Below are 18,939 nucleotides of genomic sequence, written 5' to 3'. Positions count from 1 at the left end.
TAAACCTCGTTGCCCCTGTCGCTTCGCTTTCGGGGCAGACTTTAGAATTGCTAGGCAATTCTAAAGTTGCTGTTCTTCGTAGGCTTGAATGATTTTGGCTACGATTGGGTGACGTACGACATCGCCTTGTTCTAGTACTTGGAAATGAATAGATTTAACATACTTTAATGTACGTTCTGCTACAATCAAGCCAGATTCTGTATTTTTGGGTAAGTCGATTTGTGTTTTATCACCTGTGATGACCATTTTAGAGCCGAAGCCTAGACGAGTTAGGAACATTTTCATTTGTTGATGTGTTGTATTTTGTGCTTCATCTAAAATAACAAAGGCATCATCTAATGTACGGCCACGCATATAGGCTAAAGGGGCGATTTCAATTGTTCCGCGTTCAATTAGCCGCTGTGTCTGTTCCGAGCCGTAGATGTCGTTTAAAGCGTCGTAGAGAGGTCGTAAATATGGATCGACCTTTTCCTTTAAATCCCCTGGAAGAAAGCCTAGAGATTCTCCAGCTTCAACAGCAGGACGAGTTAAAATAATTCTCTTAACATGGCCGTTTTTAAGTGCCTGTGTTGCCATGACTACCGCTAAATACGTTTTCCCAGTACCGGCTGGACCAATACCGAAAACAACGTCTTTATGACGGATTGCTTGTATGTATTCTCGTTGACCAATTGTTTTTGCACGAATTGACTTACCTTTCGTCGTGCGTGCTATTTCTTCATCATATAGTTCTGCAAAATACTCGATTGTTCCTTTTTGTGTCATTTCAATAGCTGTTGTGACATCACGTTGATCAATATTAATTCCTTTGCGAATGACCTTCAATAAAGCATGCAGAAGAAATGTTGCCTGTTCCTTAGCATTTTCTTCACCCGCAAGTTGAATTTGTTCACCACGCGTAATGATATGAACATTAAGTGCTTCTTCAACTAATTTCATATTTGCATCGGAAATACCTAGTAGCATAACCGCTTCATTTGGATTATCCACCTGTAATACAGTTAACTGTTCTGACATAATCATTCTCCTTGTAGGCCTTGTATTGGACTTGCAATGTTTTCATTGACTAAAAATAGAACTTTCCCTTCAACTGTACCATTCCCCCACTTTGCCTGTAAAAGGTTTTCTTTCTTGATGATTGTTTTTGCAGGTAACGAACGTAATACTTTTTCATGCAATAAAGGAATCAGCAATGACTCAATTTTCGATTCATCTAACTCTACTTGCATCGTTTTCGTCTGTTGCTCCTCTACAATTGAAACATAGGGGGATAGCCAATTCGGTAAATCTTTTCTTTGTACATAATCCACCTTTTCCTGATGTATACCCTTTATCAACACTCGCCATTGCTTTTGCTGCAAGGTTTCCACAGTAATTTTTGTTGGAATTTTAAATGAACATTCAAGCCAATAGTCTGCATAAACCTCTCCCTTCGCCCCTACAAAAACTTGATCTGTACCACTTTCTAATACCCCACTTACGAGGACGTCACCCTCGTAGGCTGTATCATTTACTGAAATTTTTCGCTCGCCATGCTGTATATTAAAATGTGTAATGACACCACTTTTCGTTGCTACTATATGGGAGGCTAATTTATCAGTTGTTTGCTCTGTTTGTTTAGGTGATTCTTGTGGTCTCAAAATTACTCGTCCGCCATGTTTATCAATATGAACCCATGATAGCTCTCGGTGTTGCTCTAACAGTTTTTGTCGTATAACCGTATTGGAAGGTAACCTTTTTTGAGATAAAGGGGTTTCTAATTGAAAGGTTTCATGAAAGGTCTTACCTAAACGCTGCTCTAGTTCTGGTGTTGCGGCTTCTATGTCCACTCGCCATATGACTTGTGCACAAAGAATTGGAATAGCAATCATAAAGGCTAAGCCCAATAAAGTCCAAATTTGCGCTCGAAAAACTTGAAGCTCATCTGCATAAAATACAGCCATTTTTAAGCGAAAACGTCTTCGTACACGGCGAATTTTTGGTAGATAATGCATCGTCGTTTCAAAGGAAACTTCCTGCTCACGAAAGACAACACGCTTTAATGGGACATGTTGAGCGTGCAATGCTTGAATAAAAGGATGAACATTTTCATGGCGCTTTATACGTATAATAATTGGCCGATTATTCCACATTTTTGCTCACACCCATATTCTTTGTCATTTTCATATGAAGCTCCTGTAGATTGTCAACAGTGAGATGTAGCATTTCTTCTTTGAGCGCATTGATTGTCACTGAATCCGCATTGACAGTAATATGATAATCTGCATAGACAAACGAACAGGTCGTCGCATCTGCATGAATAAAACGGTAGGGTCCAATAATTTTTAATGATTCGTATTCTAACAACTCAAGTAGTGGCGTTAATTGAAATAATTTTTTCATAAAAAAATGCCTCCTTCTTCGGCAATATATGCATCGAAAAAGGAGGACATGCTAGTTATTTTCTTTTTGATTTCGGTGGACCTAATATTTCAGCCATCACGATTGCTTGCATAAGATCATTTTTAGATTGAGGTAGTTGTAAAGTCGAATTTGTGCCAACTGATTGCACTTCCTTTTTTCCAGCAGCTAATCGTCCTCGACCTTCTCGATTAGAAGAACGGCTAGGGATATCTGCGGGAATGACAGTTGGGGCAACATAGCTTGGCATTTCTTTTTTCACTTGTGCTTCAACAAACTTTTTAGGTTCCTCGACTTTCTCATTTTCTGGAATCCAATCTCCTATAAATTCTCGTGCAAAATCTTCAAAACTCTGTGCTTTCCCAGTCCGATGTGGCGCTTTCTCCGTAACTGGAGGCTCTACCACGGTATCTTTATTAAAAGGAGGCATCTGCTTCTGAGGCTTTTTATTTTTTGATTTTCCGAAAATAGAGCTGACTATGGCAATTATGGCAAAGAGTATTAATTGTTCCATATTATTAGTTCTGCTCCTTTCCGTTATTAAGCATTAGGTTCATTTGTTTCAGGTTTATCTGTGCTCACTTTTGAAATCGAATCGCGCATCGCTGTATCCGCTTGGATATTACGATAGTTCATATAATCCATAATACCAAGATTACCAGAACGTAAGGCTTCAGCCATCGCTTGTGGTACTTCTGCCTCTGCTTCTACTACTTTCGCCTTCATCTCTTGAACACGTGCAATCATTTCTTGCTCATTTGCAACAGCCATAGCACGACGTTCCTCGGCTTTTGCTTGTGCAATGTTTTTATCTGCTTGTGCTTGTTCAATCTGTAATTCTGCACCGATATTTTTACCGATATCTACATCGGCAATATCAATGGACAAGATTTCAAAGGCTGTTCCTGAATCTAACCCTTTAGATAATACTGTTTGCGAAATCATATCTGGATTTTCTAAAACTTCTGTATGATGTGTCGCTGAACCGATAGTTGAAACAATACCCTCACCAACACGAGCAATAACTGTTTCTTCACCAGCACCACCGACTAAACGCTCGATGTTGGCACGCACGGTAATACGAGCCTTTGCTTTTACTTCAATCCCGTTCATTGCTACACCTGAAATGAACGGTGTTTCAATAACTTTTGGATTAACAGACATTTGAACAGCTTCTAATACATCACGCCCAGCTAAATCAATTGCTGCACAACGTTCAAATGACAGCTCTATATTGGCACGGTGAGCCGCAATTAAGGCATTCACTACACGGTCAACATTACCACCTGCTAAATAGTGACTCTCTAACTGATTAATCGTTACAGGTAAACCAGCTTTATGTGCTTTAATCAACGGATTAACAATTCGAGACGGGATAACACGACGTAAGCGCATCCCAATTAATGTGAAAATACTCACACGTACACCTGCTGCTAATGCAGAAATCCACAATGCTACGGGTACAAAGGTAAAGAATACCGCAAGCACAATGAATAAAATAACTAGTCCAGCAATAGGACCAATCAAAGCTAAATCAAAACCCATTTTCTATTCCTCCATCTCTTTATCTGTTTGTCTCACAACAATGCGTGAGCCTTCAACTTTAATAATTTCTACATGTTGATTAACATCGATATAGCCACCTTCTGATACAATATCAATGCGTTCACTACCAAGTACCATTGTTCCAGATGGACGAAGTGGCGTAAGCGTTTTCCCAATTTTTCCTAACAGTTCTGTGCGATTCACATTGGATACATACCCTTCTTCTGTCGTGGTTGCATCCATTAACACAAGCCTGTTTAAGACATGCAGTTTTTTTCCGAAAAATTTCATCAGAATCACCATTCCTATCATCGCTATCACAAGCGCAATGAGAATTGCTACTATCATTTGCATCATATTTGCACCTGCCAGTATCAGACTTAGTACTATTAAGACACCACCTAAAATACCAATAATTCCACCGGGGACAAAAAACTCTGCAATTAAAAGGGCTAAGCCAACAATAAATAACAATAATGTTTCATATCCCGCAAAGCCGGCCACCATATGTCCAAAGAAAAATAAACCAAGTGCTGATAAGCCCATTATACCTGGAACACCAAATCCTGGCGAATAAAGCTCCATCACAAGTCCTAAGCTAGCGATAGACAATAGAATAGGTACAATGATGGGATTTGTAATAAAACGAGCTAACTTTTCAGAAAAGGTTGGTTCAATGGGAACAACATCACTACCATTCAAGTTGGTTACTTCTAAAAGCTCCTGAAAATCTTTAACCGTCCCTTCAGAATATTTAACCTTTGCTGCCTCTGAGGCTGATAGGGTTAACAAATTCTTTCCGCCAGCACGGTATTCTGGTAGTTCATAGTTGGTATCTGCCATTGCTAATGCATATTTAGGGTCGCGCCCTGACGTTTCTGCTGCTGCTTTCATTTGAGCAAGCCAAGCGCTATTGGCCTTTAGGTCGGCTGCATTACCTGCTGAATCGATAACTGCTGCTGCACCAATTGTTCCATTTGGAACCATGTAGATCTTATCCGCATGTAAGGCTAAAAACGCTCCTGCTGAGTGCGCATCCTTATTAATATAAGCAATCGTTTTTATTTGCGTTGCATCCATAAGCATGGCGATATCGCTTGCTGCATTCACAAAACCGCCAGGCGTATGTATTTCTAAGATAATTGCCTCTGCATTGTTTTCTTCAGCCTCTTTAAAAGCTCGTTCTAAAAATGCATGAAGTCCTCGCTCTACTTCATTACGAATCGGAACATGATAAACCTTATTACTGGCAAAAGCCGAAGTTAATGGAAACGCTAACAAAAAAGTCATCCATATCACTAGTAAATAGCTGAGGATTCTCCGTTTTCGCATCTTTTCCCCTCCCTTCTAACATGCCTCTCCTCTGTATATACGGTCAATCATGCGAAAAGTTTCACAAATCTTAAAAATTTATTCACTTATTTATCACTAGATCTAATCCCAATTATCAACACTTAGTATGCGAAAAAAAGCCGAATGAAATCATTTTGATTCATTCGGCTTTTTCATATGTACGTAAAGTTGAGCAATGTAAAATACCTGAAATTAATCAAAAATGTGATTAATTTCAGGTATAACTTTGTCTGCTCAGTGAATCATACAATTGCGTGTTATGAACGTAGGGATTTTTAATGGGAAATTAAATTACCACTTACGTTTACGTGCAGCTTCTGATTTCTTTTTACGTTTTACGCTAGGTTTTTCGTAGAACTCGCGCTTTCTAACTTCTTGAATTGTACCACTTTTTGATACAGTACGTTTGAAGCGGCGAAGAGCATCTTCAAGCGATTCGTTTTTGCGAACGACAGTTTTTGACATCTCTCTTTCCCTCCCTCCGAACACACGTCAATACACAATTAGGCAAATCACCTTCTGTTGTGTACTAAAAAATTATATCGTATTGTCTAATAATGGTCAATAGAAAGTATGCGAAATTATCAAGTGAATTTTTGGTTTTATTTTTGCTCGAATTATTCATACACAATTCGCCCACAATAAAAATAATTACATTTTCTTAACAATTAAGGGGTTTACAAAAAATAGAATAAGGGCGTAGAATAAATCACATTCAATTTCATATCGGCCAAATCTCAACTATTTGAGAACGGAGGAACCAATCTTTTGGGGTTAATTCTGCTTTAGCAGAAGGGATGAGAAAGCTCTTTCGCCATCCTACCCGTCAGCTAACTTCGTCGGCTAAAGCGAAGGAGGTCGTTATTGACCACCATTATTAGCATGCTTTCTACCCTTTTCATGCTCTAATCGTAGGTCTTTTTATTATGCCATCTAACAAACAGTTGTTTACTATTCAGAATTGAGGAAAAATTAAATGAACAATTTTAAAAGAGCATTAAATCCTCCCAAAGTTCTTGTATTGGGCTTTGCCCTCATCATTGCCATAGGTACGTTTCTTTTAACAATGCCATTTTCTACTGAGGATGGGAAGGGTTTGCCCTTTTTAGATGCTTTATTCACTGCTACATCAGCTACTTGTGTCACAGGTTTAATTGTAGTCGATACAGGTGATACCTTCTCTACTTTTGGCGAAGTGGTTCTTTTATTCTTAATCCAAATTGGCGGTTTAGGATTTATGACATTTGCCACATTATTATTTTTACTGCTTGGAAAGAAAATTTCATTAAAAGAAAGACTGCTGCTAAAAGAAGCATTTAATAATATCTCCATTGCTGGTCTTGTTCGATTAGTGAAAAGAATATTACTCTTTACAGCATGTATTGAAATAATCGGTGGTCTTATTCTATCCATTCGTTTTTCTTTTGATATGCCTATTGGAAAGGCCCTTTATTTTGGATTTTTTCATGCCATATCCAACTTCAACAACGCTGGCTTCGATTTAATGGGTGGCTTTAACGGAATGACTGCCTATGTTGATGATCCCTTTGTTGTTTTCACCATCTGTACTCTTATTACAATCGGCGGATTAGGCTTTATTGTGATGAATGAATTATATGAATATCGTGTGACTAAAAGGCTTTCTGTCCATTCAAAAATAGTCTTAGTAACGACACTTTTGCTCACTGTTAGTGGAACCATTTTGATATTTTTGTTTGAGTATGGCAACCAAAAGACACTGGGACCATTATCCGAATGGGGTAAAGTGTTAGGTTCCCTTTACCAAGCGGTTACACCACGAACTGCTGGCTCCAATACACTGGCTATTGGGGACTTAACGCATTCTACATTATTTTTAATGATTCTTTTCATGTTTATTGGGGCAGGCTCTGGGTCGACTGCTGGAGGTATTAAAATCACAACCTTTGCTGTTTTAGTAGCTACTATGTGGTCACAAATTCGAGGAAAAGAAGATGTCGTTCTCTTTAAACGTAGAATTGTTACTGAAACTATCTTAAAGGCTTTGACGGTTACAATGTGTGGAGGATTAATTGTTGTAGTCGTGACGATTCTTCTCAGTATCACGGAACAGCATCATAGCTTTATGATGTACTTATTTGAGGCTACCTCTGCGTTTGGTACTGTTGGTCTTTCGATGGGCCTAACTCCAGAGCTAACACCTGCTGGTCGTCTTCTTCTGATTATTACAATGTTCGCAGGAAGAGTAGGACCACTAACCATTGCTTTTGCCATTGCAAAACGAAGAAAAAAAGAGAGTTTCCGCCACCCAAAAGGAAATATTATGATTGGATAACCAAATGAGAGGAAGACAGAACGCTATGACCATTAAACAATACGCTGTGATTGGCTTAGGTAGATTCGGAACAAGCGTCGCTCGCAGATTGCATGAAGCTGGACAGGAAATATTAGGAATTGATATAAATGAAGAAAGAGTAGAGGATGCCGAACCCTATGTGACTCACGCTGTGGTAGCAGATACAACAGAAGAAAAAGCCTTAAAATCGATTGGTATTGGTAACTTCGATTGTGTTATCGTGGCGATCGGTAATGATATGCAATCTAGTATTTTAACCGTCTCTTTATTAAAAGAGCTAGGGATCAAAAAAGTGATTGCAAAGGCACTTGGTAAAAGACATGGGCAAGTGTTAGATAAAGTAGGAGCTGATTGGATTATTTACCCAGAAAGAGATATGGGTGAACGTGTGGCTAATCAACTCCTATCACCAAATATGTTGAATTATATCGAATTATCAAAGGAATACAGCATTGAAGAAATTATGATTCCTTCCAAAATGGCTGGACAAAACCTTCGTGATTTAGACTTGCGCGCAAAATATAACGTCAGTGTAATTGCAATTGTGCGCGAGGGAGAAATTATTATCTCCCCTTCTCCTGAGCAAATTATTGAAAAGGAAGATTTATTAGTAATGATTGGTCATCGAAAAGATCTTAGCTTATTCTCAAATATTCAGTAACCACAAAAAGGCTGTTTCAAGCTCAACTTGATACAGCCTTTTTGTCTTAGAAAACTTTCTTTTGATCTCTATCATCTTTTAAAATTTCAACAGCCTCTCTGAAGCGTTGGGAATGAACAATTTCCCGTTCACGTAAAAACTTCAAACTATCATTTAAATCCGTGTCATCTGATAAGTCAATAATCCATTGATATGTGGCACGTGCCTTTTCTTCAGCTGCAATATCCTCATACAAGTCCGCGATAGGGTCGCCCTTTGCTTGAATATAGGTTGCTGTGAATGGTACACCTGAGGCATTTTGATAAAACAGAGCCCGATCGTGATTTACATAATGATCACCCAAACCAGCTTCTTTCAGCATTTCTGGTGTTGCATCTTTTGTTAGCTTATAAATCATCGTGGCAATCATTTCTAAATGTGAAAATTCCTCTGTTGCTATATCGGTCAATAACCCTACTACTTTGTCAGGAATCGTATAGCGCTGATTCATGTAGCGTAGAGCTGCTGCCAGTTCCCCATCCGCTCCTCCATATTGTTCAATTAAAAACTTTGCAAGCATTGGGTTACATGTACTAACTTTTACCGGATACTGGAGTTTCTTTTCATAATACCACAAAGATTTTTCCTCCTAGTCTTTTGTTTAGACTTGCCATGGCCATGGTGTATCAATCCAGTTAAAAGGAAAATTCGAATAGCTTCTCCCAAAATTCATGAGTGGTCCATACTTTTGCTCAAAATCAATTTTAAGTTTCATACTTTTCTCTGTATTTTCATTAAATTGCTGAATAGCGTCATAATCGTGCGGATGAGTGTCTAAATAGAGGTTTAATTCAACAATGACGAAATCAATTGCTTGTATTTCTTCTAATTGCTTATAAAATTCGGGCGGCATCTTTTTAGTCATGCTTCCTCCCTCCTTTTAGGGGAAATGGATATGGGCTAAACAACTGTGGCCATAGTGTACCCGCCATTAGCGCTTCTCTTGCGGTTGGAAATTGTGGAAGTCCAGGTGGTTGAAAACCCATATATAATTGTGGGGGTGTTGCATAATATTTAACTTCTATAGGCTTACAAGGATCAAAGGGGCTAATATAGGGCCTCCAAGACTTATACTGTGTAAACATGACATCCTCCTTTCTGTATTTACATTCATCAGTGGAGTATATGTGCATAGAAAATTATTATGCTGATTAAACACAAAGAAGCCATAAGCTCATGTCAATGTACACATGAGCTTATGGCGCTATAAAAAGATAATATTAATAGTTGGAGTCGGCAATTAAACCATTCATAATAGCTACACCAGAGCTAGCCCCAATACGAGTCGCACCTGCTTCTACCATTTTTTTCATGTCCTCTAAGCTACGAACACCACCTGATGCTTTTACACCAAGTTCTGGACCTACAGTTTTACGCATCAGCGCGATATCCTCTGCTGTTGCTCCACCAGTAGAAAAACCTGTAGATGTTTTCACATAGTCAGCACCCGCTGCTAAAGCTAACTCACATGCTTTCACTTTTTCTTCGTCTGTTAGTAAGCATGATTCAATAATGACTTTTACAAGTGCGCTATCTTTAGCTGCTTCTACCACAGCTGCGATATCTGCCTGTACAAGCTCATAGTTTTTATCTTTCAACGCACCGATATTAATAACCATATCTACTTCTTTTGCACCGTTAGCAATGGCGTCTTTTGCTTCAAATGCTTTGACTGCTGGCGTATTGGCACCAAGTGGGAAGCCGATAACCGTACAAACTAACACGTCTGTACCCTGTAATAATTCACTACTACGTTTTACCCAAGTTGGATTTACACAAACAGAAGCAAAGTTAAATTGTTTAGCTTCTGCACATAATTTTTCAATTTGTTCTTTTGTTGCCTCAGCCTTTAATAATGTATGATCAATCATACGTGCAAAATTTTTTTCCATTGTTGAACGCTCCTTCATTAAACAAGATGTACGTACCTCTTCGAATCATATCATTTTTTCGCGATGGCGTCTAATTTCTTTCTATATAATGAACACCCAAATATAAACATTACAGAACGAGTCATGTTTATCTGAAGTCCTCAAAAGATTGTATAGAAAGTGATAACTTAATTATTTCACAAAAAAATCTTATATGTACTGATTTTATAAGGATTATGTTATCATAAATCACGTATCTAAAATATGTACAACGAAAAACTTATTAAATGTTTGGAAACACAAGGTAATGTGAATTGAAAGGATGATATATATCATGAGTAACGAGCGATCAAAAATCGTGAGTTTTCATACTCTAGGTTGTAAAGTAAATCATTACGAAACAGAAGCAATTTGGCAGCTGTTTAAAGAAGAAGGCTATGATCGAACAGAATTTGATCAACAAGCAGACGTTTACGTCATTAATACATGCACAGTTACGAATACTGGAGATAAAAAATCACGTCAGGTTATTCGTCGAGCAATTCGCCAAAATCCGGATGCAGTTATTTGTGTAACAGGATGCTATGCACAAACATCCCCTGCAGAAATTATGGCAATCCCTGGTGTTGATATTGTTGTTGGAACACAAGATCGTACGAAATTACTTGGTTATATTGAACAATATCGTGCGGAACGACAACCGATTAATGCTGTACGTAACATTATGAAAAACCGAGTATACGAAGAATTAGATGTACCAGCATTTACAGACCGTACACGTGCTTCGTTAAAAATCCAAGAAGGCTGTAACAATTTCTGTACATTTTGTATTATTCCATGGGCACGTGGTTTAATGCGTTCTCGTGACCCACAAGAAGTATTACATCAAGCACAGCAATTAGTAGATGCTGGTTATCTTGAAATTGTCTTAACTGGTATTCATACAGGTGGCTATGGTCAGGATTTAAAAGATTATAATCTTGCTCAATTACTACGTGATTTAGAGGCCAATGTAACAGGCTTAAAGCGTCTTCGTATTTCATCCATTGAGGCTAGTCAATTAACAGATGAAGTAATTGAAGTACTACGTGAATCAAAGATTGTCGTGAATCATTTACACATCCCTATTCAATCTGGTTCTGATACGGTATTAAAACGTATGCGTCGTAAATATACAATGGAGTTCTTCGGTGAACGTTTAACAAAATTACATGAGGCTTTACCTGATTTAGCTGTTACTTCTGATGTAATCGTTGGTTTTCCAGGTGAGACAGAGGAAGAGTTTATGGACACATATAACTTTATTCGCGATCATAAATTTTCTGAGCTACACGTTTTCCCATTCTCTCCTCGTACAGGAACCCCTGCTGCACGTATGGAAGATCAAATTGATGAAGACATTAAAAATGAGCGTGTGCATCGACTCATCTCTTTAAACGATCAGCTAGCAAAAGAGTATGCTTCTCGTTTTGAAGATCAAGTGCTAGAAGTTATCCCTGAAGAATTTGTGCATGATGACAGTGAAGAAGAAGGCCTTCTAACAGGCTATACAGACAATTACTTAAAAGTAGTTTTTGAGGGTCCAGAAAGTCTAATCGGACAACTTGTAAAAGTAAAAATTACACAAGCAGGCTACCCTCACTCAAAAGGACAATTTGTACGCGTTTTAGAAACAGTGAAATAAATAGTGAAAAAAGGGTTGCCCATTATATATGGCAACCCTTTTTCCTTTTAATGAAGCTAATCATTCACTTGTATTTGATTTTTCATAATATTGATAAATGCTTTTAAAGATTGACAGCTCCTATAAGAAAATTAGTAGTACAAACAAAATATCCATCTGTACTACCAGCTTTGTTAATATATTATAATCTTCTACTGTCCTCTAAACTAGCATTTATCAAGGACTAGGAGGAGGTGTAAGTCCTAAAAGAACAGGCGTTATTACGCTACTGCCAGCACCAAGGCGGATTTGTTGAATTTGCAATACTTTTACAGTAAGTTCTAAGACAATTTTTTCACGTAATGTGCTGAATGTCCCTTCAGGAGCCGCCATAATCGGTGAAAAATCAAGTTCAAAGAAGTTGGCTGCTACTAATTCACCAAATGGTTGTTCATTGTATTTAACAAGATTTTGGAAGAAAGCCTTATCTAATCGAGCATCCATTTGTGTTCTTTCGTTAAGGAAGTTCGCTTCAGCAAACTCGGAAATGCCTAAGATTGGTGTTGCGCCTCCAGGTGTTTGTGGGAAAATAAGATCTGTAAAACCAGAAAACGGAACGTCAGCAATTCTATCTCGAAGTGCCCCATTACATGCTGATGAAGCATATTCAATATTTTTCCGAATATGTCCTGCTACAAATAATTTAGCTCTTGTTACTCTAAAGAAATCAGTACCACCAATACGTGCAAAGCTAACTGGTACCAGTTTCACTTGATTTAGGAAGACATTCTTTTTCACTCGTTTGATTTCTGTAGCAGCAGGGCTAAGTGTAATATCCGACTCAACAACGATTTGCAGTGTTGGTTCTGCCAATACAACTGGAACTTTGATAGTTGGCGTTGTAACTGGTGTAGTGACTACTGGTGTAATCTCATTCGTTAATGGAATTTGTTCAGTTGATGTTACAGGACAAGGTTGAAATTGGCTTTCTAATTGATCGCTCAAAAAATTCCCTCATTTCATTTTTTAGTATTAGAGAGCTCTCCTATCGCTAGAATATGTAGCATTTAAATCTATACATGGACGTATATATTAGTTTTATTTTTTATTTGAATTAAGGGATAAATTTCTATAACCCTCCATTACCTTGCCAGTCAAACAGTACTTTAATTTTTTGTACTTGTAACATTTGGATAATTAATTCTAATACTATATTTTGACACAATCGATTGGGATGAATGGCTGACTTATTTTGCGTATTAGATACCCTATATTCAATATTATGCTGTATGTAGCCTTCTATAAATAAATTCCCCTTTAATACAGTTCTTGTTCCATTTCCCAATGACTGGGATCTATGAATAGGTACAAATCTACAATCGGATAGTACTACCTCATTTGTGATCTCTTTAACCTCTTCAATTCCTTTATCAAAAGCAATTTTTTCCTCCATACATATTTCTATTTTGTATTCCCCTAGCACAACAGGAACTCGTATATGTATAAAAGGCTCAGAGGAGTTAATCTCTCCTTTTTTAATTGCTTGTGAGTTATGTAAGGGAACTACTACTGATTTAAACGGATGCTGCTCACTACCATTTTTTTTATTAGTATCCGTTCTCATTAAAGAAATCATTTGATTAATGTTGGAGCTAACCAAACGACAATATGGTTGTTCAGGGTAAATCGAAATCGTTTGGAGTAGCTTCGTCTGAAGTTGGGGAGATAGGTTATCATTTAAATCAAGAAAATCAAATATTGTATTTTGAACATTATCACCATAAATAGGAGCATGAAGAAAATCGTTAATTTCTACATAAGTAGAAAAGGGACTTTTTTGGATAATGGTGCATACTTCTCCTTGTAAAGACTTTGCAATCTCTTTATTACGATTTGGAGGATTGTTTTTCTCCTTTTCTGCTATATCATCCAAATGCATATTATTTTCAGCCTCTGACAGAGCTCTATTGAAAGATTTTGGATTATTGTCTGATTGGGCTGTTGAATTTTGTTCTTCAAGGGAGTTCTCATCACTATCTAGTAGATGGTCAATTTCTACCTTTGTTGGACTGGGTACGATTTGATTGCATGCTATCTGGTCTAAAGTGAATTCCTCTACATGGTTCTCATCCATATGTCGGAAATTTTCTTCGTTCTCCTTAACATTCGCTTCTATAGGTATGGGTATGGACGCTAATTGCTCTATTAAGGTCACTTTTGTGTGACTCTCATCGATATCTATGTGATGTTCGTTTTCTTGCTCAACATTTGTTTCTTTAGATATAGGTAGATCTTCATTAGATGGTAATAGCTCTGCTAGGCTAGCATCCTCCCTGAAGTTCTCAAAATTTGGGTGATGTTCGTTTTCTTCCTCAATAGTCGGCTCCATAGGTTCGGAGAGCTCTTCATTAGAGATTATATGGTCTGTTAAAGTTGATTCCTCTGTAATTGGTTTATATTCTTTTTCATCAAGCAGATTATTATTTCCATTAAAAGTCTGTTCTAATGGAGATTCGTCATCTATTTTAGTTTGATACCTCCACTCAGTGTATTTATTTTGTTTAGAGGATATTTTTTTCATCTCTCTAAAATTAATCCATGGAGTTGCCATTCATTCACTCCCAAATAATGATTTGACAAAAAAAGCATAACCATCAATTTTTAATTAAGTTTTAATCCATTAGCTAATTCTTCTGATACGATTATGTTAGGACAATTGAAAATCTACAATACTAATTACAATCCATATTATGCAATATTTTTACTTTTGTCACAGTCCCACCATGAGATACAATTGGAAGACGCATGTCCTTATCTTGCCAAAAAAAGCAGTTAAAAGTTCGAGTAAAAGTGAACTTTCAACTGCCCAACAACATATTTGATTTTATATCAGTATTATTGTTACCATTTTTGCTCCACTACATAAAAAAATTAACAAGGCTCAGTAGGCGGAATCATATCAGGAACAATTGGTGTTGCTGGTGGAGTAAGCCCTGGTAGAACAGGTGTTACTACACTACTTCCAGCGCCCAAACGGATTTGTTGAACTTGCAATACTTTTACAGTAAGTTCTAATACAATTTTTTCACGTAATGTGCTGAATGCTTCTTCAGGAGCTGCCATAATCGGTGAAAAATCAAGTTCAAAGAAATTGGCTGCTACTAATTCACCAAATGGTTGTTCATTGTATTTAACGAGATTTTGGAAAAAAGCCTTATCTAATCGAGCATCCATTTGTGTTCTTTCGTTAAGGAAGTTCGCTTCAGCAAACTCGGAAATGCCTAAGATTGGTGTTGCGCCTCCAGGTGTTTGTGGGAAAATAAGATCTGTAAAACCAGAAAACGGAACATCAGCAATTCTATCCTGAAGTGCCCCATTACATGATGATGAAGCATATTCGATATTTTTCCGAATATGTCCTGCTACAAATAATTTAGCTCGTGTTACTCTAAAGAAATCAGTGTTAGCAATACGCGCAAAGCTAACTGGTACCAATTTCACTTGATTTAGAAAGACATTCTTTTTCACTCGTTTAATCTCTGTCGCTGCAGGACTAAGTGTAATATCCGACTCGACAACGATTTGCAGTGTTGGTTCTGCCAGTACAACTGGAATTTTAATAGTTGGCGTCGTAAGTGGTGTAGTAACTAGTGGTGTAATCTCATTCGTTAAGGGTATTTGTTCAGTTGATGTTACTGGACAAGGTTGAATTTGATTAAATTGTTCACTCAAAAAATTCCCTCATTTCAATATAGTATTAGTGAGCTCTCCTATCGCTAGAGTATGTCGCAATTAAATCTATGTATGGACATTGAACTTGTTCTTTTACATATTTTATTTGGAATGTTTGAGGTTGTGATTTTCCCGGTTGATCTTACACAATGGGCTAAAACTCCATTTAAGCAGGAATTTAACGCAGACCCCTTCAAATATGATTTACGTAAAAAAACCACTTAATAATATTAAGTGGCTTTCTCTAAGTTATGTTGATAATAAATTATACATAGCTGTTATTCAAATTCATAGGATATGGCAGACAGTGCGTATAATGGCGCTGTTTCTGCTCGTAAAATTCTCGGTCCTAATGACATCGTTTGAGCGCCTGCTTGTAATAGCGCTTCCGACTCTTGACGAGAAATGCCTCCCTCAGGACCAAAGATAATAAGCATTGATTTCGATTTCTTATCATACACGTTTTTTAGCTTCTCCGCAAACCTTGTGCGCTTTTCAGCCTTTGCATCCTCTTCATCAGCAATAAAAACGGCATCGAATTGATCTATTTGTTGTACTAGCTGTTTAAATGATATGGGTTCAAAAACTGTTGGAATATGCGTACGGTGAGCTTGTTCCGCAGCTTCCTTAGCAATTTTCTGTAATCTTTCTTGCTTTTTTGCTCCTTTTTTCTTGTCCCATTTCACAATGGAGCGCTCAGCTTCAAAGGGTAATAAAGCAAACATTCCTAGCTCTGTGGCTTTTTGGGTAATAAGCTCCAGCTTATCACCCTTCGGTAAACCACATGCTACTGTTACTTGAATGGGTAACTCTGGGGAAGGGATTGTTTGTCCAGTCGCTTCAATGACAACCTCATCCCCTTCAAATCCTTCAATTGTGCATATATACGCAGTGTTTTGTGCAACAACTACAATGTTGTCGCCTTGCTTCATACGCATCACTCGTTCAATATGCCGTGCATCTTCTCCACTAATACGTGCATTTTCGATAGCTGTCTCAATAAAATAACGTTGCATGCCACACAGTCCTTTCTAGCAAGAAAGGAAAACGCCAAATCACAAGCACACGGCTCACGATTTGGCGCTTCCTCAGTCATGTTATAGTGGACGACGGGCAATAATGGCTACCCAATCTTCCATTAATAATACTTCTTCAATCACAAAGCCTGAAGCTTCTAGTGCTACTTTCACATCATCTCGTTTTGCACCGATGATGCCCGAAGTGACATATAATCCACCTGGTTTTACAATTGTATACGCGTCATCTGTGAAGGACATGATGATTTCAGCCAAAATATTAGCGACTACTACATCTGCTGGTTCTTTTACAGTATCCAATAAGTTACCATGGAACACTGCCACCTTATCTTCCACTTTATTTAATGCTACATTTTCTCGCGCTGAACGTACAGCAACCTCATCTAAATCAAGCGCATGCACACTTTTGGCACCAAGTAATGCTGCACCAATAGACAATACACCCGATCCTGTACCGATATCAACAACTGTATCCCCTTCTTTAATGACCTTTTCAAGTCCTTGTAAACACATTACCGTTGTTGGGTGGGTACCTGTACCAAATGCCATACCAGGGTCTAATTCAATAATTAGTTCATCTGTTGAAACAGGTGTGTATTCCTCCCATGTCGGTACGATAGTAAAGCGTTCAGAAATCTTAACAGGATGGTAGTATTGCTTCCAGGCAGTTGCCCAATCTTCTTCATTGACTTCCACAATGGATACCACATTTTCACCGATATCAATGTTAAAGTTCGTTAAATTTGTGATAGCTGCTTTTATTTCTTCGACTGTTTCATTTAAAAAACTAGACTCTGATAAATAAGCTTTAACAATCACGCCATCTTTCGGAAAATCATCTTCATTTAGCGCATAAATTTCACCATATTGATCTTCACGTGGCTTCGCAAACTCTGCAGAATCTTCGATGACAACACCACTTGCACCTGCTTCATGCAAAATATTCGAAATTGCTTCTACCGCATCATTTTTTGTATGAATGGATAATTCTGACCACTTCACGTAGCTCTTCAGCTCCTCTAATTATTCACCTTGGAATTTTTTCTTAATTTTATCGAATAGTGAACTACCTTGTTCTTCAGGGATATCGCCACTAATTTCTGCAAATTCTCGTAGTAATTGTTTTTGTCTTTCCGTTAATTTTTCTGGTGTCATCACTTTTACTGTCACATATTGATTACCCATACCATAACCATGAACATTTTTAACACCTTTATCTTTTAGACGGAATTGAGCACCTGACTGTGTTCCAGCTGGAATACGTAATTTTACTTTCCCATGGACTGTTGGTACTTCAATTTCATCCCCAAGTGCTGCTTGAGGGAATGTTAATTTCAACTCGAAGTAAATATCGTCTCCATCTCGTTCAAAATCCTTGTGTCCTTGAACGCGGAACATAATATATAAATCCCCTGCAGGTCCACCGTTTATACCTGGTTCACCTTGACCAGATACACGAATTTGTTGTCCATCATCCACACCTGCTGGAATCGTCACTTTAATTTTCTTACGTTTTTGGACTTTTCCTTCTCCACGACAAGTCGTACATTTTTCTTTAATAATTTTACCTGTTCCATGACATGTTGAGCATGTACGACGATTCATCATACGACCAAATGGTGTATCCACTGCTTGATTGATTTGTCCTGCACCTTTACATGTCGAACATGTTTCTGGTTGCGTGCCTGGTTTTGCTCCTGAACCGTGACATGTTTCACACGTTTCATCTTTTGGGATTTCTATTTCTGTTTCTTTTCCAAAAATAGCTTCCTCAAATTGGATGTTCATACGATATTGCAGATCATCCCCTTTACGTGGCGCATTTGGATCCTGACGGCGACCACCTCCGCCAAAGAATGAACTGAAAATATCCTCGAAGCCGCCAAAGCCGCCCCCTCCAAAGCCACCACCAAAACCAGCATTCGGATCCTCATGACCAAATTGGTCGTAGCGTGCTTTTTTCTGGTCGTCACTTAATACTTCATATGCTTCAGCGATTTCTTTGAATTTTTCATCTGCACCTGGCTCTTTATTAAGGTCAGGGTGATATTGTTTTGATAATTTACGGTATGCTTTTTTAATCTCATCTTTTGTAGCCGATTTTGTTAAACCAAGCACCTCGTAATAATCGCGTTTCTCCATGATTCACACTCCGCTCTGTTTGCATAAAATCTATTGTAACATGCAGTTGAAAAAACTGCCTCTTTTTTTCGATTAAAGGTTCTATAAATTCCAATAATGAAGATATTCACTTCCTAGCAGCTAACGTATGCAACTATCCCATAAATGGTGCATTTACGTGA

21 protein-coding genes and 1 riboswitch are annotated in these 18,939 nt (G+C 37.9%); of the genes, 4 read left to right on the top strand and 17 right to left on the bottom strand.

Annotated features, from left to right (window positions below; genetic code table 11):
* Positions 1 to 60: 60 nt before the first annotated feature.
* The 7 genes from EW028_RS08405 to rpsU form a co-directional block, all read right to left on the bottom strand.
* Entirely contained in the window at positions 61 to 1,017 is a 957-nt protein-coding gene (locus EW028_RS08405) for a PhoH family protein (RefSeq protein WP_016994096.1), read from the bottom strand.
* A 2-nt stretch (positions 1,018 to 1,019) separates the two neighbouring features.
* Positions 1,020 to 2,132, bottom strand: a complete 1,113-nt coding sequence (locus EW028_RS08400) for a sporulation protein YqfD (protein ID WP_131520555.1) — start codon at positions 2,130 to 2,132, stop codon at positions 1,020 to 1,022.
* A complete protein-coding gene (locus EW028_RS08395; protein ID WP_048392190.1) occupies positions 2,122 to 2,382 on the bottom strand; it encodes a hypothetical protein in 261 nt (86 codons plus the stop codon). Before EW028_RS08395 ends, EW028_RS08400 begins: the two co-directional genes overlap by 11 nt.
* A gap of 55 nt (positions 2,383 to 2,437) precedes the next feature.
* A complete protein-coding gene (locus tag EW028_RS08390) occupies positions 2,438 to 2,914 on the bottom strand; it encodes a hypothetical protein (protein WP_131520554.1) in 477 nt (158 codons plus the stop codon).
* A 26-nt stretch (positions 2,915 to 2,940) separates the two neighbouring features.
* A complete protein-coding gene (gene floA, locus EW028_RS08385) occupies positions 2,941 to 3,945 on the bottom strand; it encodes a flotillin-like protein FloA (protein ID WP_004227087.1) in 1,005 nt (334 codons plus the stop codon).
* A gap of 3 nt (positions 3,946 to 3,948) precedes the next feature.
* Positions 3,949 to 5,277: an NfeD family protein gene (locus tag EW028_RS08380; RefSeq protein ID WP_131520553.1), complete on the bottom strand. Its 1,329-nt coding sequence runs from the start codon at positions 5,275 to 5,277 to the stop codon at positions 3,949 to 3,951.
* A gap of 312 nt (positions 5,278 to 5,589) precedes the next feature.
* The gene (rpsU, locus tag EW028_RS08375; RefSeq protein ID WP_004227078.1) at positions 5,590 to 5,763 is read right to left on the bottom strand and encodes a 30S ribosomal protein S21; all 174 of its coding nucleotides are present in this window, start codon (positions 5,761 to 5,763) and stop codon (positions 5,590 to 5,592) included.
* A 253-nt stretch (positions 5,764 to 6,016) separates the two neighbouring features.
* Positions 6,017 to 6,158: riboswitch (cyclic di-AMP (ydaO/yuaA leader) on the top strand.
* Positions 6,159 to 6,274: 116 nt separating this feature from the next.
* On the opposite strand from rpsU, the gene EW028_RS08370 reads away from it, so the two are divergent.
* Together EW028_RS08370 and EW028_RS08365 are read left to right on the top strand one after the other, a co-directional pair.
* Positions 6,275 to 7,612 (top strand): TrkH family potassium uptake protein, encoded by a 1,338-nt coding sequence (locus EW028_RS08370; protein WP_131520552.1) that lies wholly within the window; start codon positions 6,275 to 6,277, stop codon positions 7,610 to 7,612.
* A gap of 25 nt (positions 7,613 to 7,637) precedes the next feature.
* Positions 7,638 to 8,294: a potassium channel family protein gene (locus EW028_RS08365; protein ID WP_004227067.1), complete on the top strand. Its 657-nt coding sequence runs from the start codon at positions 7,638 to 7,640 to the stop codon at positions 8,292 to 8,294.
* A gap of 46 nt (positions 8,295 to 8,340) precedes the next feature.
* Here EW028_RS08365 and EW028_RS08360 read toward each other — a convergent pair whose 3' ends face one another.
* The 4 genes from EW028_RS08360 to deoC all read right to left on the bottom strand — a co-directional run bounded on the left by EW028_RS08360 (position 8,341) and on the right by deoC (position 10,225).
* Entirely contained in the window at positions 8,341 to 8,910 is a 570-nt protein-coding gene (locus EW028_RS08360) for a manganese catalase family protein (protein ID WP_004227065.1), read from the bottom strand.
* Positions 8,911 to 8,934: 24 nt separating this feature from the next.
* Complete coding sequence (locus EW028_RS08355; RefSeq protein WP_131520551.1) at positions 8,935 to 9,198, bottom strand: spore coat protein CotJB; 264 nt, start codon at positions 9,196 to 9,198, stop codon at positions 8,935 to 8,937.
* Positions 9,191 to 9,418, bottom strand: coding sequence for a spore coat associated protein CotJA (locus EW028_RS08350; protein WP_004227061.1), 228 nt, complete (start codon positions 9,416 to 9,418; stop codon positions 9,191 to 9,193). The genes EW028_RS08355 and EW028_RS08350 overlap by 8 nt, the downstream gene beginning before the upstream one ends.
* 135 nt (positions 9,419 to 9,553) lie before the next feature.
* On the bottom strand, positions 9,554 to 10,225 hold the full coding sequence (deoC, locus tag EW028_RS08345) for a deoxyribose-phosphate aldolase (RefSeq protein WP_131520550.1): 672 nt from the start codon (positions 10,223 to 10,225) through the stop codon (positions 9,554 to 9,556).
* A 313-nt stretch (positions 10,226 to 10,538) separates the two neighbouring features.
* On the opposite strand from deoC, the gene mtaB reads away from it, so the two are divergent.
* Positions 10,539 to 11,888 carry a tRNA (N(6)-L-threonylcarbamoyladenosine(37)-C(2))-methylthiotransferase MtaB gene (gene mtaB / locus EW028_RS08340; protein WP_048392185.1) on the top strand — a complete coding sequence of 450 codons (1,350 nt, stop codon included), beginning with the start codon at positions 10,539 to 10,541 and terminating at the stop codon, positions 11,886 to 11,888.
* A 216-nt stretch (positions 11,889 to 12,104) separates the two neighbouring features.
* On the opposite strand, the gene EW028_RS08335 is transcribed toward mtaB, so the two are convergent.
* From EW028_RS08335 to EW028_RS08325, 3 genes are all read right to left on the bottom strand, one after another.
* The gene (locus EW028_RS08335; RefSeq protein ID WP_131520549.1) at positions 12,105 to 12,872 is read right to left on the bottom strand and encodes a CsxC family protein; all 768 of its coding nucleotides are present in this window, start codon (positions 12,870 to 12,872) and stop codon (positions 12,105 to 12,107) included.
* A 124-nt stretch (positions 12,873 to 12,996) separates the two neighbouring features.
* Positions 12,997 to 14,478, bottom strand: coding sequence for a BC_2427 family protein (locus EW028_RS08330; RefSeq protein WP_227744901.1), 1,482 nt, complete (start codon positions 14,476 to 14,478; stop codon positions 12,997 to 12,999).
* Positions 14,479 to 14,798: 320 nt separating this feature from the next.
* Complete coding sequence (locus EW028_RS08325) at positions 14,799 to 15,599, bottom strand: CsxC family protein (protein WP_131520548.1); 801 nt, start codon at positions 15,597 to 15,599, stop codon at positions 14,799 to 14,801.
* Positions 15,600 to 15,650: 51 nt separating this feature from the next.
* On the opposite strand from EW028_RS08325, the gene EW028_RS25245 reads away from it, so the two are divergent.
* The gene (locus tag EW028_RS25245) at positions 15,651 to 15,824 is read left to right on the top strand and encodes a hypothetical protein (protein ID WP_193767343.1); all 174 of its coding nucleotides are present in this window, start codon (positions 15,651 to 15,653) and stop codon (positions 15,822 to 15,824) included.
* Positions 15,825 to 15,877: 53 nt separating this feature from the next.
* On the opposite strand, the gene EW028_RS08320 is transcribed toward EW028_RS25245, so the two are convergent.
* The 3 genes from EW028_RS08320 to dnaJ all read right to left on the bottom strand — a co-directional run bounded on the left by EW028_RS08320 (position 15,878) and on the right by dnaJ (position 18,778).
* Positions 15,878 to 16,615: a 16S rRNA (uracil(1498)-N(3))-methyltransferase gene (locus EW028_RS08320; RefSeq protein WP_009373826.1), complete on the bottom strand. Its 738-nt coding sequence runs from the start codon at positions 16,613 to 16,615 to the stop codon at positions 15,878 to 15,880.
* A gap of 81 nt (positions 16,616 to 16,696) precedes the next feature.
* Positions 16,697 to 17,638, bottom strand: coding sequence for a 50S ribosomal protein L11 methyltransferase (gene prmA, locus EW028_RS08315; protein WP_004227050.1), 942 nt, complete (start codon positions 17,636 to 17,638; stop codon positions 16,697 to 16,699).
* A 21-nt stretch (positions 17,639 to 17,659) separates the two neighbouring features.
* Complete coding sequence (gene dnaJ, locus EW028_RS08310) at positions 17,660 to 18,778, bottom strand: molecular chaperone DnaJ (protein ID WP_016995416.1); 1,119 nt, start codon at positions 18,776 to 18,778, stop codon at positions 17,660 to 17,662.
* Positions 18,779 to 18,939: the final 161 nt, after the last annotated feature.

This window comes from Lysinibacillus sp. OL1, from assembly GCF_004332175.1.
Lineage (GTDB): Bacteria > Bacillota > Bacilli > Bacillales_A > Planococcaceae > Lysinibacillus > Lysinibacillus capsici.
Note: the sequence above shows the minus strand (reverse complement) of the source record. Positions and strands in the feature narration are given on the sequence as shown.

What these genes read in the sequence shown, in the direction of transcription:
- EW028_RS08380 (WP_131520553.1), bottom strand. Translation starts at nt 5,277, where the DNA reads ATGCGAAAACGGAGAATCCTCAGCTATTTACTAGTGATATGGATGACT.
- EW028_RS08365 (WP_004227067.1), top strand. Translation starts at nt 7,638, where the DNA reads ATGACCATTAAACAATACGCTGTGATTGGCTTAGGTAGATTCGGAACA.
- EW028_RS08400 (WP_131520555.1), bottom strand. Translation starts at nt 2,132, where the DNA reads ATGTGGAATAATCGGCCAATTATTATACGTATAAAGCGCCATGAAAAT.
- EW028_RS25245 (WP_193767343.1), top strand. Translation starts at nt 15,651, where the DNA reads ATGTCGCAATTAAATCTATGTATGGACATTGAACTTGTTCTTTTACAT.
- dnaJ (WP_016995416.1), bottom strand. Translation starts at nt 18,778, where the DNA reads ATGGAGAAACGCGATTATTACGAGGTGCTTGGTTTAACAAAATCGGCT.
- EW028_RS08390 (WP_131520554.1), bottom strand. Translation starts at nt 2,914, where the DNA reads ATGGAACAATTAATACTCTTTGCCATAATTGCCATAGTCAGCTCTATT.
- EW028_RS08350 (WP_004227061.1), bottom strand. Translation starts at nt 9,418, where the DNA reads ATGTTTACACAGTATAAGTCTTGGAGGCCCTATATTAGCCCCTTTGAT.
- EW028_RS08395 (WP_048392190.1), bottom strand. Translation starts at nt 2,382, where the DNA reads ATGAAAAAATTATTTCAATTAACGCCACTACTTGAGTTGTTAGAATAC.
- deoC (WP_131520550.1), bottom strand. Translation starts at nt 10,225, where the DNA reads ATGGAAAAAAATTTTGCACGTATGATTGATCATACATTATTAAAGGCT.
- EW028_RS08405 (WP_016994096.1), bottom strand. Translation starts at nt 1,017, where the DNA reads ATGTCAGAACAGTTAACTGTATTACAGGTGGATAATCCAAATGAAGCG.
- EW028_RS08355 (WP_131520551.1), bottom strand. Translation starts at nt 9,198, where the DNA reads ATGACTAAAAAGATGCCGCCCGAATTTTATAAGCAATTAGAAGAAATA.
- EW028_RS08370 (WP_131520552.1), top strand. Translation starts at nt 6,275, where the DNA reads ATGAACAATTTTAAAAGAGCATTAAATCCTCCCAAAGTTCTTGTATTG.
- floA (WP_004227087.1), bottom strand. Translation starts at nt 3,945, where the DNA reads ATGGGTTTTGATTTAGCTTTGATTGGTCCTATTGCTGGACTAGTTATT.
- EW028_RS08330 (WP_227744901.1), bottom strand. Translation starts at nt 14,478, where the DNA reads ATGGCAACTCCATGGATTAATTTTAGAGAGATGAAAAAAATATCCTCT.
- mtaB (WP_048392185.1), top strand. Translation starts at nt 10,539, where the DNA reads ATGAGTAACGAGCGATCAAAAATCGTGAGTTTTCATACTCTAGGTTGT.
- rpsU (WP_004227078.1), bottom strand. Translation starts at nt 5,763, where the DNA reads ATGTCAAAAACTGTCGTTCGCAAAAACGAATCGCTTGAAGATGCTCTT.
- EW028_RS08320 (WP_009373826.1), bottom strand. Translation starts at nt 16,615, where the DNA reads ATGCAACGTTATTTTATTGAGACAGCTATCGAAAATGCACGTATTAGT.